The organism is Ligilactobacillus apodemi DSM 16634 = JCM 16172 (assembly GCF_001434405.1).
Classification (GTDB): domain Bacteria; phylum Bacillota; class Bacilli; order Lactobacillales; family Lactobacillaceae; genus Ligilactobacillus; species Ligilactobacillus apodemi.
The window spans coordinates 904,979-919,341 of record NZ_AZFT01000053.1; the positions used below are offsets into that span (position 1 = coordinate 904,979).

Genomic DNA, 14,363 nt, shown 5'->3' on the forward strand with positions numbered 1-14,363 from the left:
ATCATTCTAATCTAAGGCAGCTTGCGCACCTGTGATTTCAGTAATTTCAGTCGTGATCGCACTTTGACGTGCACGGTTATATTGAAGTTCTAAGGCTGAAATAATATCTTTAGCATTGTCAGAAGCAGACTTCATCGCCGTTGAACTAGAAGCATGCTCAGAAGTCTTGGCATCTAAAAGAGCACCATAGACTAAGCTTTCTGCATATTGCGGCAAAATAACTTCTAAGATCGCATCGCGCGAAGGTTCTGTTTCATATTCAATGTGATAATTAGTTTCTTCATCTGCCACGGCAAGATCATCGACCCCCATGTTTTCAGCAGAGATCGGTAACATCTTTTCAGCGCGGAAAATCGAAGTCAATGAGTTAACGAAATGGTTGTAGCAAACAAATAATTGATCATACAAACCGTTATCATACATCGTAACAATTGCTTCAACGATCGGACGAACTTCTCTAAATGTTGGAACATCTTTGACACCACGATATTCATAAGCAACATTATAGCCACGTTTACTGAAAAATTCAGCACCAGTACCACCGATGGCAATAATCACCACATCATCTTTATTGTGGCCACCATCTTTAATGAGATCCATCGTTTGTTTGATAACATTACTGTTGTAACTACCTACCAAACCACGATCTGATGTCATTACGACAATACCAGTCTTTTTCACAGGTCTTTGTTTTAGCATACCTAAGGTGTTGAGTTTACCCTCTTGGCTTGTCTGACTTTTAGCTGCCGAAGCAGAATCTAAAAGGTGAGATTGGGCCAAATGGGTAATTACGCTACGAATCTTCGAAGCATAAGTCTGGTAACTCTCAGAATGCTTTTGAATTTGGTTTAACTTAGCTGTCGATACCATTTGCATCGCACCTGTGATTTGCCCAGTTTTTTTAGTCGAAGCGATTCGACGCTTAACTTCTTGCAAAGAAGCAGGCATTAGCTCTCACCACCCTTTCTTATTTTGAACTTGGTTGAAAAGAAGCGGCAAATTCTTTAATTGCTGCATCTAATTTATCTGTTTCAGGCAATTCACCTGTTGTTGCAATGTGATCTAAAAGATCTTTGTGGTTACTATCGAAGAATTCAAACATTTCATCTTGATACTTCAAAATATCATCAACAGCGACACTATCTAAGAAGCCGTGTGTCAATGCATAAAGAATCAAGACTTGTTTTTCAACTGGAAGTGGCTTGTGCAATGGTTGTTTCAAAACTTCCACTGTCCGACGACCACGATTTAATTTAGCTTGTGTTGCTTCATCAAGATCAGAACCAAATTGAGCAAATGATTCCAATTCACGGTATGAAGCAAGGTCCAAACGTAAAGTACCAGCAACTTTCTTCATCGCTTTGATTTGAGCGGAACCACCAACACGTGAAACAGATGTCCCCGCATCGATCGCAGGACGAATACCAGAATAGAAGTTATCACTATCCAAGAAAATTTGTCCGTCAGTGATCGAAATAACGTTAGTTGGGATATATGCCGAAACGTCCCCAGCTTTAGTTTCGATAAATGGTAAAGCAGTCATCGAACCGCCACCCAATTCGTCACTAAGTTTAGCTGCACGTTCCAATAAGCGTGAGTGTAAGTAGAAAACATCACCTGGGTAAGCTTCACGACCAGGTGGACGTCTCAAGATCAAGGAAAGTTCACGGTAAGCATCAGCTTGTTTTGAAAGATCATCATACACGATCAAAACGTGCTTACCATTGAACATAAATTCTTCACCCATTGCAGCACCAGCATATGGAGCTAACCATAATAATGGAGCTGGTGAAGAAGGACCAGCGGAAACAACGATCGTATAGTCCATTGCCCCATATTTACGCAATGTTTCAACTTGAGTACGAACAGTTGATTCCTTTTGACCGATCGCAACATAGATACAAATCATGTCTTGATCTTTTTGATTTAAAATTGTATCAACAGCAACTGATGTCTTACCAGTCTTACGGTCACCGATAACTAATTCACGTTGACCACGACCGATCGGCACAAGGGCATCGATCGCTTTGATACCTGTTTGTAATGGTTCGTTAACTGATTGACGTTCCATAACGCCAGGAGCTTTGCGTTCTACTGGACGGGTCTTATCTGTTTTGATATCCCCTAATCCGTCGATCGGTTGACCCAAAGGATTTACAACCCGACCAATCAAAGCTTCACCGACAGGAACTTCCATAATACGACCGGTACGTTTGACCGTATCGCCTTCACGAATGCCTTTATAAGCACCTAAGATAACGATACCGACATCGTTTGATTCTAAGTTTTGCGCCATCCCATATGTACCGTCTTCAAATTGAAGAAGTTCACCAGAAAGGGCGTTATCAAGACCATTAGCACGAGCGATCCCGTCACCAACGTAAGTAACAGTACCAACTTCATCGACAGTTAATTCGTCTTTGTAGTTAGCTAATTGTTGCTTGATAAGAGCACTGATTTCCTCAGCCTTAATGCTCATAAAAGTCTCACCTCTTTAAAAATCATTTTAGCAACAGACGTTTAATGTTTTCGATCTTAGATTTAATAGAGCCGTCAAAGACATACGTGTTTGATTTCAAAACAACGCCCCCAATAATATCTGGGTCCACGACTGTTTCTAGTTCTACTTTCTTAGCACCGACAACATTTGCAAAGGCAGCTGCAATCTTATCTTTACGCGTTTCGTCTAGTTTAACTGCAGTTGTGACCGTTGCACGTACTGTTTTATTATCTACATCATTTAATCTGCTAAATTCATCGATAATGCCTTCAAGATTGGCGATTCTTCTATAATCATATAACATGGCCAACAGATTTGATGTTAATTCTGAGGCACCTGTTTGTAGATTTTTTAGCATCGTCAATTTGTCTTCATGTTTGATTGCAGCACTTGTCATAAAATCAACAAATTGTGGTTCTGCTTGCAAGACTTGCTTGATTTGTGCTAATTCCTTAGCAGTTTCAGCTAAAACATCTTTTTCTTTAGCAGTTTCAAATAAAGCTTTGCCATAACGCTTAGCTACTGTTTGATTATCTAATGCCATCTTGCTTCCCCAACCCTTCAATGTAAGAATCAACTAAGGCTTCTTGATCCTTTTCACTCAATTCCTTTTGAATGATCTTTGAAGCAATTTCAACAGATAAAGTAGCGACGTCATTTTTCACGTTTGAGAGCGCTTCTTGGCGTTCTTGCTCAATATCTTTTTTAGCATTCTTCTTCAATGTGTTGACTTCTGCTTGTGCGGAGTTCACGATGTTAGCTTTTTGCTGTTCACCGTTTTTCTTTGCACGATCAATGATTTTAGAAGCTTCAACATGTGAATCTTTGAGCGCTGATTCACGTTTTGCTGCGAGTTCTTCTGCTTTTTTACGCGCATCTTCTGCTGAATCAATATCATTAGCGATCTTATCAGCACGTTTTTCCATCATTTCGGTCACAGGACCCCAAGCGAAATGCTTGACGAGTGCGATCAAAAGAAGGAACGTGATCAAATAAAATAAGAAATCGCCCCATTGTACACCGCTTTCGGCAGCACCCAATAATAATGCTGAGTTCATTCATTGACACCTCCTAATCTTTCAATATTCCAACAACTTATACTGATAGAAAAGAGATTATTTAGCCATCAACATGAATGAAAGCACGATAGCGATGATCGGCACAGCTTCGATCAAACCAACACCGATGAACATTGTTGTACGTAATTGACCTGAAAGTTCTGGTTGACGTGACATACCTTCCAAAGTTTTTGCGATAACTAAACCGTTACCCACACCTGTACCGATAGCAGCAAGACCTGCAGCAAGACCTGCACCAAGTAAAGCTAAACCTGACATAATTAAAATCCTCCTTAATTAATCCTACAATAATTATTCTTTTTCGACCTTTTGAGAAATGTATACCATTGTTAATGTTACAAAAACATAGGCTTGGATTGATCCAATAAAGATTGAAAATCCCTGCCATACCATTTCAAGTGGAATAGCTGGAATAAACGTCCACGGCGCATGTGATGTAGCCAGTTGATCATGAATAACTGTCAACAGCACTTCACCAGAGTAAATGTTACCGTATAGACGCAATGCCAATGTCAAGAAATTCGTAAACTGTTCCAAAACATTGATCGGGAACAATGCCGGCATCGGGCTGAAATACGAATTCTTAACATAGCCATTAAATCCAAACTTCGCGACCCCCATCATATGGGCTAAAAGCAATACTAAGAAAGCTAAGGTCAAAGTAGTTGCCGGCGAAGCGGTTGGACTTTTAACATAGTTTACACCATTAATCGGAAGCTGGATCGCCAGCCCCAATTGGTTGGAAACGAAGATAAACAAGAAGAGAGTAAAAATAAGGAGTCCATATTTTTTCCCCTGTTCATCAGGCATGGAGCTTTTAACGATTCCATTTGTAAAGTCGATCAGCCATTCGATCATGTTTTGCTTGCCCTTTGGCTTTAACTCTAATTTACGTGAAAACCAATAAACAAGGCCAAAAACGATTAATGCTGAAACAAGACCCGAAACACAGTTACCTACGTTAAATGGGATTCCAAAAAGCTTCACAACTTGAACTTCTTCATTCACCAAGTTTCACCTCTTTTCAATTGTGATCAATACGGTTGAACAAAATGGTCGAACCATAAGATTAAGATCCAAGAAAATAGTCTCAAACGCTATTTTTTGAATACAAAAGAAATAATACCACCATTCTAATCAAATTTCAAAGCTGAAATTTGATTAGATTTTAAACGTAAAAACGCAATTATTACAGGATTTACGCAACTTTTTGTTCAACCTCCACTAGAGACGCGACAAATTTAAACACTTGTCGAAGGGTCAAGTGATCACTTTGTACCAAACAAGCGATCACCTGCATCACCTAAACCAGGGAAAATATAACCATTTTCATCTAAATGATCATCTAATGCAGCTGCAAAGATATCAATATCTGGATGAGCATCACGTAAAGCTTTAACACCTTCTGGCGCAGCCACTAAGCAGACAAACTTGATCGATTGTGCTCCACGTTTCTTCAAAGCATCGACCGCCATAATAGCTGAACCACCAGTAGCGAGCATTGGATCAACCACAAACACATCACGGTTTGGTAGATCACTTGGCATCTTGACAAAGTATTCATGTGGTTGCATCGTTTCTTCATCACGATACATCCCAATGTGGCCTACTTTAGCAGCTGGAATAAGGTTCAAGATCCCTTCTACCATTCCAAGACCTGCCCGTAAAATTGGAACAACGACCACTTTTTTACCGGCTAAACGTTTTTTAGTCGTTTTGCCCATTGGTGTTTGGATCTCAACATCTTCAAGTGGCATATCGCGCGAAACTTCATATGCCATCAAAGTTGCGATCTCATCAACGCATTGACGAAAGGCCCGTGTACCACAGTCCTTATCGCGAATAATCGTTAATTTATGTTGGATCAATGGATGATCTAAGACTTCAAATTTACCCATTATAATTTTCCTCCTTTGTTCGACCCTTGTTATTATTTTAGCCGAAAATTTTAGCATTTACCACTAAGATTTATGATTATTAGAAATACCGTACTTTTGTTCCCAAAATACCCTAGTTATCATTAGTAAAAAGTATCATTACTAATGACACCATCATTATACATCCTTAACTATCAGACTACACAAACGAGCTCTTCACCTTTAAAGGAAAAGAGCTCGTTTAAACTGTCAGTTATCTTTTTTTATGGAACTAAAATAAACGTTGCCGGCAGCTTTTTGTAGCCGGTTCATATAGGCTTCACCTAAGCCAACTTCTGGTACTCCAGCGCACAAAATATAATCCACTTGATCATCAAAGTAGCGCAACCCGGCGAAAAGATGATTGCTAGCAGAACTTACATCTTTACCTAAAGAAAATACTTCGACATTTGCTGGCAAAGTTTCCTTAGCAAGATTTTCATCCAGTGCCATGACGCCAACCTTAGTTTTTTGTTGACTAGCCCAAGCTAAAGCATCGGTCCATTGGTCAGCCTTAACGATCAACACTTGGGCATCAGGAGCATAGTGCTTGTATTTCATCCCTGGAGCTTTAGGAACCTCAGTTTGTCCCACATGATGCTTATCTGAAACAACTTCTTTTCCTAAAACAGCAGCAATTTCTTCTGGTGTTACCGCACCTGGACGCAACACGGCTGGTTTTTTTGCGCTAAGGTCAACGATCGTCGATTCGACCCCCACCGTTGTCGGGCCATCATCAACCACGCCTTTGATACGGCCTTCAAGGTCATGAAAGACGTGTTGTGCCGTTGTCGGACTAGGTTTACCCGAAGAATTAGCTGAAGGTCCTACTAAGGGGACGCCTGCTTCTTTGATCAACTCTAAAGTAACTTGATTAGCTGGCATTCTAAAGGCAGCGGTCGTTAACCCACCAGTAACTGCCTTAGAAAGTGCATCAGGCTTGATCTTTAAAATGATCGTTAATGAGCCAGGCCAAAATTCATCCATTAATTTAACCGCATCTGCGGGTAATTTTCCCGTGTACTCTTCGACCATTTCACGAGAACAGACCGTGACGATCAACGGATTGTCTGAGGGGCGTCCTTTGGCTAAATAGACGCGTTTGACGGCCTGTTCGTTAGTCGCATCGGCACCTAGCCCGTAGACTGTTTCAGTCGGAAAAGCGACTAATTCACCTAGCCGCAATTCATTCGCAGCTTCGCTCAACTCTTTTTGCGTATAGATTTTTGTGATCAGCATTTTTCGATTCCTTTCTTAATTAAAAACTCACTTTGACCATGCGATCGTGGCCCGTTATGTCTTGTTTAACTTGCACTGTAGCATGAGGAAATTCCTGGGCAAAAATCTCCGTAACTGCTTTTGCTTGTTTAAAACCGATCTCAAGATAAAGCGTCGCATGTGGACGCAAATGCCCCGTCAGTTGCTTAGCCAACTGCTTATATAAATACAATCCATTATCTGGGGCAAACAGTGCCGTTTTTGGTTCGTGTTTTAAGACACTTTCATCCATTAAATCAGCTTCATCTGTGGCAATATATGGAGGATTTGAGACGATCACATCAAATGTTCCTACAATATTTGTCAACAGATCACTTTCGACTAGTGTGGTCGTAACATTTAAACGTGCTTGGTTTTCTTTAGCTATCGCCAAGGCTTTAGGTGAAATGTCGCTAAGGGTCACTTGCCAAGTCGGACGTTCTGTTTTAAGCGATAAGCCGATTGCTCCTGTCCCAGTACCAATATCTAAAACCGTTAGCTCGGGATTTTTATGGTCGGCTAAGATCCACTCGACTAATTCTTCGGTCTCTTGCCGAGGGATCAGCGTATCTTCGGTCACCTTTAACTCTAAGCCAAAAAAATTTGCTTTGCCTAACAAATACTGTGCCGGCCAACCTTGGCAATATTTGATCACATTTGCTTTAAATAACGCCCACTGCTCTTGCGACAAAACATCTTGGTAATGGACTAACATCTCTGTTGTACTCCAATTCATTTGACCTTGCAAGAGCAATTCAGCTGCACTAGTCTCTTTTTGATGTTCTGCGATAAAAGAAAAAGCCCATTTCTGAGCTTTAAATACCGTTACATTATCCATTTTGTAATTCTTCTAAGGCTTTAGTTTGATCGTAAAGAACTAAAGCATCGATCACATCTTCTAATTCACCATTCATGATGCGGTCAAGTTTATTCAAACTAAGCCCGATCCGGTGGTCTGTTACCCGGTTTTGTGGATAGTTATACGTTCTGATCCGTTCGGAACGATCCCCGGTACCGACAGCAGACTTCCGGTTTTCATCATAAGCGCTTTGCTCTTGCGCAGCATAGTAATCATAAACCCGCGCACGCAAGATCTTCATTGCTTTTTCCCGGTTTTGTTGTTGGGAACGTTGATCTTGCATGGCAACAACGATCCCAGTTGGTAAGTGAGTCATCCGCACAGCTGAAGAAGTCTTGTTGATGTGCTGACCACCAGCACCAGAAGCACGGTAAACATCAACTCTGATGTCTTTTGGATCGATTTCGATCTCAACATCTTCTTCTTCGGGCATAACAACTACTGTCGCAGTCGAAGTATGCACTCGTCCTTGTGATTCAGTTACTGGGATCCGTTGTACCCGGTGAGCACCAGATTCATATTTTAGCTTAGAATAAACGCTCTTACCGTTGATCAATAAGGCAATTTCTTTAAAGCCACCGACTTCTGTCATCGTCTTGTCGATCACTTCAATGTTCCAACCTTGGTGTTCAGCATATTTGCTATACATTGTAAAGAGATCACCCGCAAAGAGACTAGCCTCATCCCCACCGGCAGCCCCACGAATTTCCATGATGATATTTTTATCATCATTAGGGTCTTTTGGAAGTAATAAGATCTTGATCTCTTCTTCGAGCTGTTCTTTTTCAATTTTTGAATTAGCCAATTCTTCTTTGACCATCATTGTCATTTCGTCATCGTCAAGCCCTGCATTGAGCATTTCTTCATCATCTTTGATCTGTTGGATGACTTGTTTATATTGATTGTATTTTTCGACCGTTTCACGCAAATCAGCCATTTCTTTTGAAAGTTCCATGAAACGCTTAGTATCTGCGATCACTTCTGGATCAGAGAGCAATTCGCCTAACTCTTCGTAACGATCTTCAAGCATTTGCAATCTGTCAAATAACTTATCCATTAGAATCTCCTTAGTTAATAGTATTATTTATATCAGTTGGTGGCGCAACGTAATGTTTACGACACACCGGATAATAAGACTCATTGCCACCAATTTCGATCTGCTTACCCGAATATACTGGTCGTCCATCATTGATCCGCAAATTCATAATTGCTTTTTTGTTACAAAACCAGCAGATCGTTTTCATTTCTTCGATCTTATCGGCATACAATAAGAGATATTTAGACCCTTCAAATAATTCATTTCTGAAATCATTTTTTAAACCAAAGGTCATCACCGGAATATTTAATTCATCAACGACACGTGTTAATTCTAACACATGATGCTTATTTAAAAATTGTGCTTCATCAACTAAAACACACGCAGCCTTTGGATCTAATTCTTTGACTTTTAAAAAGAGGTCATCTTCTTCAAAAATCGGGAAGGCTTTACGCTTTAACCCAATTCGACTCGAAACATAGCCCACTTCATCACGATCATCTAGACCGCTTGTCATAATAATTACGCTCTTATCTTGTTCTTCATAGTTATGGGCTACTTTCAAGATTTCGATCGTTTTGCCACTATTCATTGCTCCATAGCGAAAAAAAAGCTGTGCCACTGACGCCACCATCCTTTTAATGTTTCCTAAACTAGTATATCCGATTTAAGGCTAAATTTCATTAAAAACTTTGACATCATGCTAGCTCGCAAATTAAATTAAAACTTTCTACTCACCTCACCTGCCAATTTATGGTAAGATACAAGTTGACATTAAACAATCGGAGGAATTTATATGTCATTAAAAAGTTCATTAGCCATTACTGCCGGCAAGACCTCACATTGGTTTTTGCATAATTTTATGCACGGTGGCACTTCACTTCCTGGTAAATTGACCTTAAAGATCGATCCCGATGTTTTACAAGCATTAGCTAAAGATTACGAGATCGCGATCATTACCGGAACAAACGGAAAAACTTTGACCACTGCTTTGACCGTTAAAGTTTTAGAGGCTAAATATGGAAATGTTTTGACTAACAAGAGTGGTTCAAACATGAAACAAGGGATCGTTACCGCCTTTTTGACGGCTAAAACCGGCAAATCAGGTAAAAAAATCGCTGTGTTAGAAACAGATGAAGCTAACGTTCCGATCATTTGCGAATATATCAAACCAAAACTTTTTGTTTTAACTAATCTCTTCCGTGACCAAATGGACCGTTACGGTGAGATCTATACAACTTATGACAAGATCTTAAAAGGTGTTTTGATGCATCCCGATGCGCTAGTCCTCGCAAATGGTGATGCCCCGATTTTTAATAGTAAGAAACTGCCTAATAAAGTTATCTATTACGGCTTTGAAAACCAAACCGAAAAGGAACAACTTGCCCCAGCTAATACAGATGGGCTCTTGTGTCCAAGTTGCCAACACATCTTACATTTTAAATATCGTTCCTATAGTAACTTGGGTAAATATTTCTGCCCTGAATGTGGTTTTAAGCGCCCTGAATTAACTTATAAAGTAACAGCGCTCACCCAACAAACACCGCAATCTTCAAGCTTTAAGATCAATGATCACCCCGTCCAGTTGCACATCGGGGGGACTTACAATATTTATAACGCCTTAGCTGCATATGCAGTCGGCGCTCAATTTGATGTTGCTCCTGAAACGATCTGCCAAGCACTTAGTCAAAATGATGAAAAAGTCTTTGGACGTCAAGAAGTGATCAACTTAGATGGCAAGGAAGTTACGATGATCTTAGTTAAAAATCCCGTCGGACTTGATCAAGTCTTAGAAATGATCAAAACCGACGACAAGCCTTTCTCCTTAGCAGTACTTTTGAATGCTAATTACGCTGATGGGATCGATACTAGCTGGATTTGGGACGGAAACTTCGAGAATCTACCATTTGATAAGATCCCTAGCGTCTTAACTGGTGGTGAACGCTACAAAGACATCACCTTTAGATTGCGTGTTGCTGGGGTTCCCGAAGAAAACTTCGCGCAACGCGAAAGTTTAAAAGATGTGCTAGCATTTATCAAACAAATGCCGACCGAGCACATTTATGTGTTAGCGACCTATACGGCTGTATTACAATTGCGTAAGCTTTTAGCCGATGAAGGATATATCAAAGGAGGAATGGACTAATGAAATATCAATTGCATTTAGCTCATCTCTACGGTGATCTGTTAAATACCTATGGCGATATTGGTAATGTTTTAGCATTAGAATATTATGCCAAACAAATGGGAGTTGAATTGACTTCAGAGATCATTTCACTTGACCAACTATTTGACCCTAAAAAATTTGATATCGCTTTTTTTGGCGGTGGCCAAGATTACGAACAAGTCATCGTTTCCAAAGATATCCAACATAAAAAAGATGATTTGATAACTTATATTGAAGATGGCGGTCCAATGCTTGCGATCTGTGGTGGTTATCAATTGTTAGGTAAATACTACATCGGTGCGCATGGGGAACGGATCGAAGGGATCCACGCACTTGACCACTACACTAAAAGCCAAGATAACAACCGTTTCATCGGCGATATCGTGATCAAAAATGAAGAAACTGGGCAAACTTATCATGGCTTTGAAAACCATAACGGCGTAACTTTCTTAGGCGAAGATGAACGTCCCTTAGGAAAGGTAGTCAGTGGCCACGGTAATAATGGTGAAGATCAAGGCGAAGGTGCAATCTATAAAAATGTTTATTGTTCCTATTTCCACGGTCCGATCTTAGCGCGTAACGGTGAACTCGCTAAGCGGATCTTATTGACCGCTTTAAAGCGCAAATATCCAGACGCTGACTTTAGTGCACAAGAAAATTTAACGATCAAACCAACTTATTAAACTAAAAAAGACGAATGACTCGCAGGATCAAGTCATTCGTCTTTTTTAGTTTATTTATAATTTTTCGCCTGGAGTCGCAGCGATCAGCGTTAAGTCACCTGCGATCGTCCATGATTTTACGTCCGCTGGTAAAATGAAATGAACGCCCTTTTTAAGTTCATAAGTACGCCCCGAAACTTCAAGTTGTCCTTGCCCGGCAATCACTGAAACTAACGTATATGGTGCTTCTTTGGCAAAAAGCGCGGTACCCTTCACTTGCCATTTATAAACGGCAAAAAAGTCAGTATCTACAAACTTAGTGACCGTTTTAGTCCCTTCAGTCGTAGTTGTGATCGCTAATTTAGGATCTTGGTGTGGGACTGTTGTGACATCGATCGATTGTTGTAAATGGAGTTCTCTTTTTTGCCCCGTTTTTTGGTCAATGCGGTCAAAATCATATAAACGATAAGTAGTGTCTGAACTTTGTTGTGTTTCAAGCACCATGATGCCCTTACCGATCGCATGGATCGTTCCGGCTGGTACATACAAAAAGTCACCAGCTTTAACCGGAACTTTACGCAAAAGTTTATCCCAAGCCTTAGTTTCGATATCATTTTGCAATTCTGATTTGGTTTGCGCATGGTGGCCATAGTACATATATGCACCTTCATCAGCCGCTAAAACATACCAGCATTCAGTTTTACCTAACTCACCCTCATGTTCCTTAGCATATGCATCATCAGGGTGAACTTGAACTGACAAGTCTTCTTTAGCATCTAAGATCTTAGTCAATAATGGGAAAACATCACCTTTAGCATCACCAAAAACTTCGCGGTGAGCTTGCCAAACTTCTGCTAAAGATTCTCCCTTATAGGGCCCGTTTTTTACGATCGAAGCTCCATGTTTATGAGCTGAAATCGCCCAACATTCACCAGTATGGTCACTTGGAATCGAGTAGCCAAAAATCGTATTTAAGCGATCGCCACCCCAAATTTTTTCTTGAAAATACGGTTCTAAAAATAATGGTTCACACATGTTTCTCGCCTCGCATAAATATTATATTTATATTTTAACACCACTTGATCTCATTAGCTCTCAAAAGCGACTGGCATCTAAAGGCTCATTGATCTTTTTCGCTTAAATAACTTGCTACGATCTCATCACGACGCACTAAAAATTCTTCATTATCGGCAGTTGGATGGACCCGATTGCTTAACACGATCAATGCATTTTGTCCTTTTTGATCAAGCAACATAAACGTCCCAGTAAAACCAGTATGGTACAAACAAGGTGTATTAGTTGAGTCATAACGCAAGTCCCAGCCAAGTGAACGTTTTAATGTTTTAGTAGGTGTTTGATCAGCAAATAAATTTACGATCGTTTGTGGCTGCAACACAGCGGTATTTTTTTCAGGCGCTAACATCCACTTAGTAAATGTCACTAGATCTGCTAAACTCGCAAAAAGGCCTGCTGAGCCACAGTGTTCTTTTAAAACATAGGCTTTCGGATCATGAACGACTCCTTTGATCAAGCCACGTTTAGCGGTAAGCTCAGTCGGAACACAACGTGCCTTTTCTGGGGTAAAGGTCGCATCAGACATGTTTAAAGGTGCTAATACTTCTTTAGTGATCACTTGTTGAACTGGATATTGGTAAAATTGTTCAATGATCTGCCCTAATAAGATCAAACCAATATCTGCATAAACAACTTTTTTACCTAACCAAGCAGCTGGTTTTAAAGTATATAACGCCGCCATCAGTTCTGTGGCATTTAATTCATCTCTATTTTTTATATAACCACTCAAAGCCGAAGTATGCGTCAACAAGTGTCTTAAAGTGACCCGCTCATCAGTAAACTTAGGCAAATATTTAGCGACTGGGTCATCGATTTTCAATGCGCCTTGTTCGGCTAATTTTAAAATAACCGTAGTGGTTCCGATCACCTTGGTCAAAGAAGCTAGATCATACAATGCTCCTTTTTTTAGAGGCTCTACAGTCGGAACTAATTGTGCGTCCCCAAAGACTTCGGTTTGAAGCTGACCTTGATGTAGATATGCATAAGAAACACCTGGGACAACTTTTTCAGTCACCAGTCGATGGAGTAATGTTGTTGTTTGTTCGTTCATCAGTTTTCCTCTTGCTTTAATTGGTTGATATAAATTATTTTAAACTCGCTATTTTCATAATCAACGCGACTAGCACGTGAATTATCGACTAAAAATAGCGGAACATCTCCATTCAAAGCCTCTAAAAAGTTTGATAAGATCAACCCATGTGTAACGATCAAAATATTACAGTCTTCTCCTTCGTATTCACAAGCAATCGTTTTCAACGCTCGCGTAAAGCGCTGCTCTAGATGAACTGAAGTCTCTATTTCTTCTTCACCATCCATTGTACGGAAAAGTTCCGTTAATTCAGAAACATGTTCTTCATTGGCAAAAGCGCGCACGATCTGCCGAATCCCTAACGTTCGTAAAGCCGTGGGGATCATCTTAAGATTTTTGGCCTCTTCAAACTTACCAAAACTCAATTCCCTAAGATCTGGATCACAATAGATCCGGGGATGCCCACACTTATTTTCATCTAAAATATAGCGCGCAGTTTCTTGGGTGCGCTTTAAATCACTGGTATACACCGCTCTAAAGCGAATATTTTCTAATTCCTTGCCTAACCGCTTGGCCATGCGGATTCCTTTTTTAGTTAAGGGCGAATTAGTTGTTCCTTGCAACCGACGCGAACGATTTAATTTTGTTTGTCCATGTCGAACTAAATAAAAGTGAATCACTCCTACTTCACCAACTCTCTTAAATAAAACTCTTGAATATTATTATAGTTTTTTGACCCAAAACATGCCAAGTATTTTATCGCCGATTACTCAAATATCCAAA

General features: G+C 40.2%; 16 protein-coding genes. 2 read left to right on the top strand and 14 right to left on the bottom strand.

Annotated features, from left to right (window positions below; all coding sequences use genetic code 11):
• Nucleotides 1–6: 6 nt before the first annotated feature.
• From FC32_RS09750 to FC32_RS09800, 11 genes are all read right to left on the bottom strand, one after another.
• Nucleotides 7–948: a F0F1 ATP synthase subunit gamma gene (locus tag FC32_RS09750; protein ID WP_025086816.1), complete on the bottom strand. Its 942-nt coding sequence runs from the start codon at nt 946–948 to the stop codon at nt 7–9.
• 19 nt (nt 949–967) lie between these two features.
• Complete coding sequence (gene atpA, locus FC32_RS09755; protein ID WP_025086815.1) at nt 968–2,479, bottom strand: F0F1 ATP synthase subunit alpha; 1,512 nt, start codon at nt 2,477–2,479, stop codon at nt 968–970.
• A gap of 22 nt (nt 2,480–2,501) precedes the next feature.
• A complete protein-coding gene (atpH, locus tag FC32_RS09760; RefSeq protein ID WP_025086814.1) occupies nt 2,502–3,044 on the bottom strand; it encodes an ATP synthase F1 subunit delta in 543 nt (180 codons plus the stop codon).
• The gene (gene atpF, locus FC32_RS09765; protein WP_056957420.1) at nt 3,031–3,558 is read right to left on the bottom strand and encodes a F0F1 ATP synthase subunit B; all 528 of its coding nucleotides are present in this window, start codon (nt 3,556–3,558) and stop codon (nt 3,031–3,033) included. The genes atpH and atpF overlap by 14 nt, the downstream gene beginning before the upstream one ends.
• 57 nt (nt 3,559–3,615) lie before the next feature.
• A complete protein-coding gene (gene atpE, locus FC32_RS09770; protein ID WP_025086813.1) occupies nt 3,616–3,837 on the bottom strand; it encodes a F0F1 ATP synthase subunit C in 222 nt (73 codons plus the stop codon).
• A gap of 33 nt (nt 3,838–3,870) precedes the next feature.
• Nucleotides 3,871–4,587 carry a F0F1 ATP synthase subunit A gene (gene atpB, locus FC32_RS09775; protein WP_025086812.1) on the bottom strand — a complete coding sequence of 239 codons (717 nt, stop codon included), beginning with the start codon at nt 4,585–4,587 and terminating at the stop codon, nt 3,871–3,873.
• A 260-nt stretch (nt 4,588–4,847) separates the two neighbouring features.
• A complete protein-coding gene (upp, locus tag FC32_RS09780) occupies nt 4,848–5,477 on the bottom strand; it encodes a uracil phosphoribosyltransferase (protein WP_056957421.1) in 630 nt (209 codons plus the stop codon).
• A gap of 228 nt (nt 5,478–5,705) precedes the next feature.
• The gene (locus FC32_RS09785; protein WP_056957422.1) at nt 5,706–6,734 is read right to left on the bottom strand and encodes an L-threonylcarbamoyladenylate synthase; all 1,029 of its coding nucleotides are present in this window, start codon (nt 6,732–6,734) and stop codon (nt 5,706–5,708) included.
• Between the two features lie 19 nt (nt 6,735–6,753).
• Entirely contained in the window at nt 6,754–7,590 is an 837-nt protein-coding gene (gene prmC / locus FC32_RS09790) for a peptide chain release factor N(5)-glutamine methyltransferase (RefSeq protein ID WP_025086811.1), read from the bottom strand.
• Nucleotides 7,583–8,668: a peptide chain release factor 1 gene (prfA, locus tag FC32_RS09795; RefSeq protein ID WP_025086810.1), complete on the bottom strand. Its 1,086-nt coding sequence runs from the start codon at nt 8,666–8,668 to the stop codon at nt 7,583–7,585. The genes prmC and prfA overlap by 8 nt, the downstream gene beginning before the upstream one ends.
• Before the next feature lie 10 nt (nt 8,669–8,678).
• Nucleotides 8,679–9,269: a thymidine kinase gene (locus FC32_RS09800; protein ID WP_035459654.1), complete on the bottom strand. Its 591-nt coding sequence runs from the start codon at nt 9,267–9,269 to the stop codon at nt 8,679–8,681.
• Nucleotides 9,270–9,443: 174 nt separating this feature from the next.
• Here FC32_RS09800 and FC32_RS09805 point away from each other — a divergent pair, with 174 nt between their 5' ends.
• Together FC32_RS09805 and FC32_RS09810 are read left to right on the top strand one after the other, a co-directional pair.
• Nucleotides 9,444–10,793, top strand: a complete 1,350-nt coding sequence (locus tag FC32_RS09805) for a Mur ligase family protein (RefSeq protein WP_056957423.1) — start codon at nt 9,444–9,446, stop codon at nt 10,791–10,793.
• Nucleotides 10,793–11,497 (top strand): type 1 glutamine amidotransferase, encoded by a 705-nt coding sequence (locus FC32_RS09810; protein WP_025086809.1) that lies wholly within the window; start codon nt 10,793–10,795, stop codon nt 11,495–11,497. Before FC32_RS09805 ends, FC32_RS09810 begins: the two co-directional genes overlap by 1 nt.
• A 54-nt stretch (nt 11,498–11,551) precedes the next feature.
• On the opposite strand, the gene manA is transcribed toward FC32_RS09810, so the two are convergent.
• The 3 genes from manA to FC32_RS09825 form a co-directional block, all read right to left on the bottom strand.
• Nucleotides 11,552–12,511: a mannose-6-phosphate isomerase, class I gene (manA, locus tag FC32_RS09815; protein WP_056957424.1), complete on the bottom strand. Its 960-nt coding sequence runs from the start codon at nt 12,509–12,511 to the stop codon at nt 11,552–11,554.
• Nucleotides 12,512–12,596: 85 nt separating this feature from the next.
• A complete protein-coding gene (locus FC32_RS09820; RefSeq protein ID WP_025086808.1) occupies nt 12,597–13,601 on the bottom strand; it encodes a serine hydrolase domain-containing protein in 1,005 nt (334 codons plus the stop codon).
• Entirely contained in the window at nt 13,601–14,260 is a 660-nt protein-coding gene (locus tag FC32_RS09825; protein ID WP_025086807.1) for a histidine phosphatase family protein, read from the bottom strand. The genes FC32_RS09820 and FC32_RS09825 overlap by 1 nt, the downstream gene beginning before the upstream one ends.
• Nucleotides 14,261–14,363: the final 103 nt, after the last annotated feature.

Coding starts and splice junctions, on each gene's coding strand:
- FC32_RS09750 (WP_025086816.1), bottom strand. CDS start 948: ATGCCTGCTTCTTTGCAAGAAGTTAAGCGTCGAATCGCTTCGACTAAA.
- atpA (WP_025086815.1), bottom strand. CDS start 2,479: ATGAGCATTAAGGCTGAGGAAATCAGTGCTCTTATCAAGCAACAATTA.
- atpH (WP_025086814.1), bottom strand. CDS start 3,044: ATGGCATTAGATAATCAAACAGTAGCTAAGCGTTATGGCAAAGCTTTA.
- atpF (WP_056957420.1), bottom strand. CDS start 3,558: ATGAACTCAGCATTATTATTGGGTGCTGCCGAAAGCGGTGTACAATGG.
- atpE (WP_025086813.1), bottom strand. CDS start 3,837: ATGTCAGGTTTAGCTTTACTTGGTGCAGGTCTTGCTGCAGGTCTTGCT.
- upp (WP_056957421.1), bottom strand. CDS start 5,477: ATGGGTAAATTTGAAGTCTTAGATCATCCATTGATCCAACATAAATTA.
- FC32_RS09785 (WP_056957422.1), bottom strand. CDS start 6,734: ATGCTGATCACAAAAATCTATACGCAAAAAGAGTTGAGCGAAGCTGCG.
- prmC (WP_025086811.1), bottom strand. CDS start 7,590: ATGGATAATGTAACGGTATTTAAAGCTCAGAAATGGGCTTTTTCTTTT.
- prfA (WP_025086810.1), bottom strand. CDS start 8,668: ATGGATAAGTTATTTGACAGATTGCAAATGCTTGAAGATCGTTACGAA.
- FC32_RS09805 (WP_056957423.1), top strand. CDS start 9,444: ATGTCATTAAAAAGTTCATTAGCCATTACTGCCGGCAAGACCTCACAT.
- FC32_RS09810 (WP_025086809.1), top strand. CDS start 10,793: ATGAAATATCAATTGCATTTAGCTCATCTCTACGGTGATCTGTTAAAT.
- manA (WP_056957424.1), bottom strand. CDS start 12,511: ATGTGTGAACCATTATTTTTAGAACCGTATTTTCAAGAAAAAATTTGG.
- FC32_RS09820 (WP_025086808.1), bottom strand. CDS start 13,601: ATGAACGAACAAACAACAACATTACTCCATCGACTGGTGACTGAAAAA.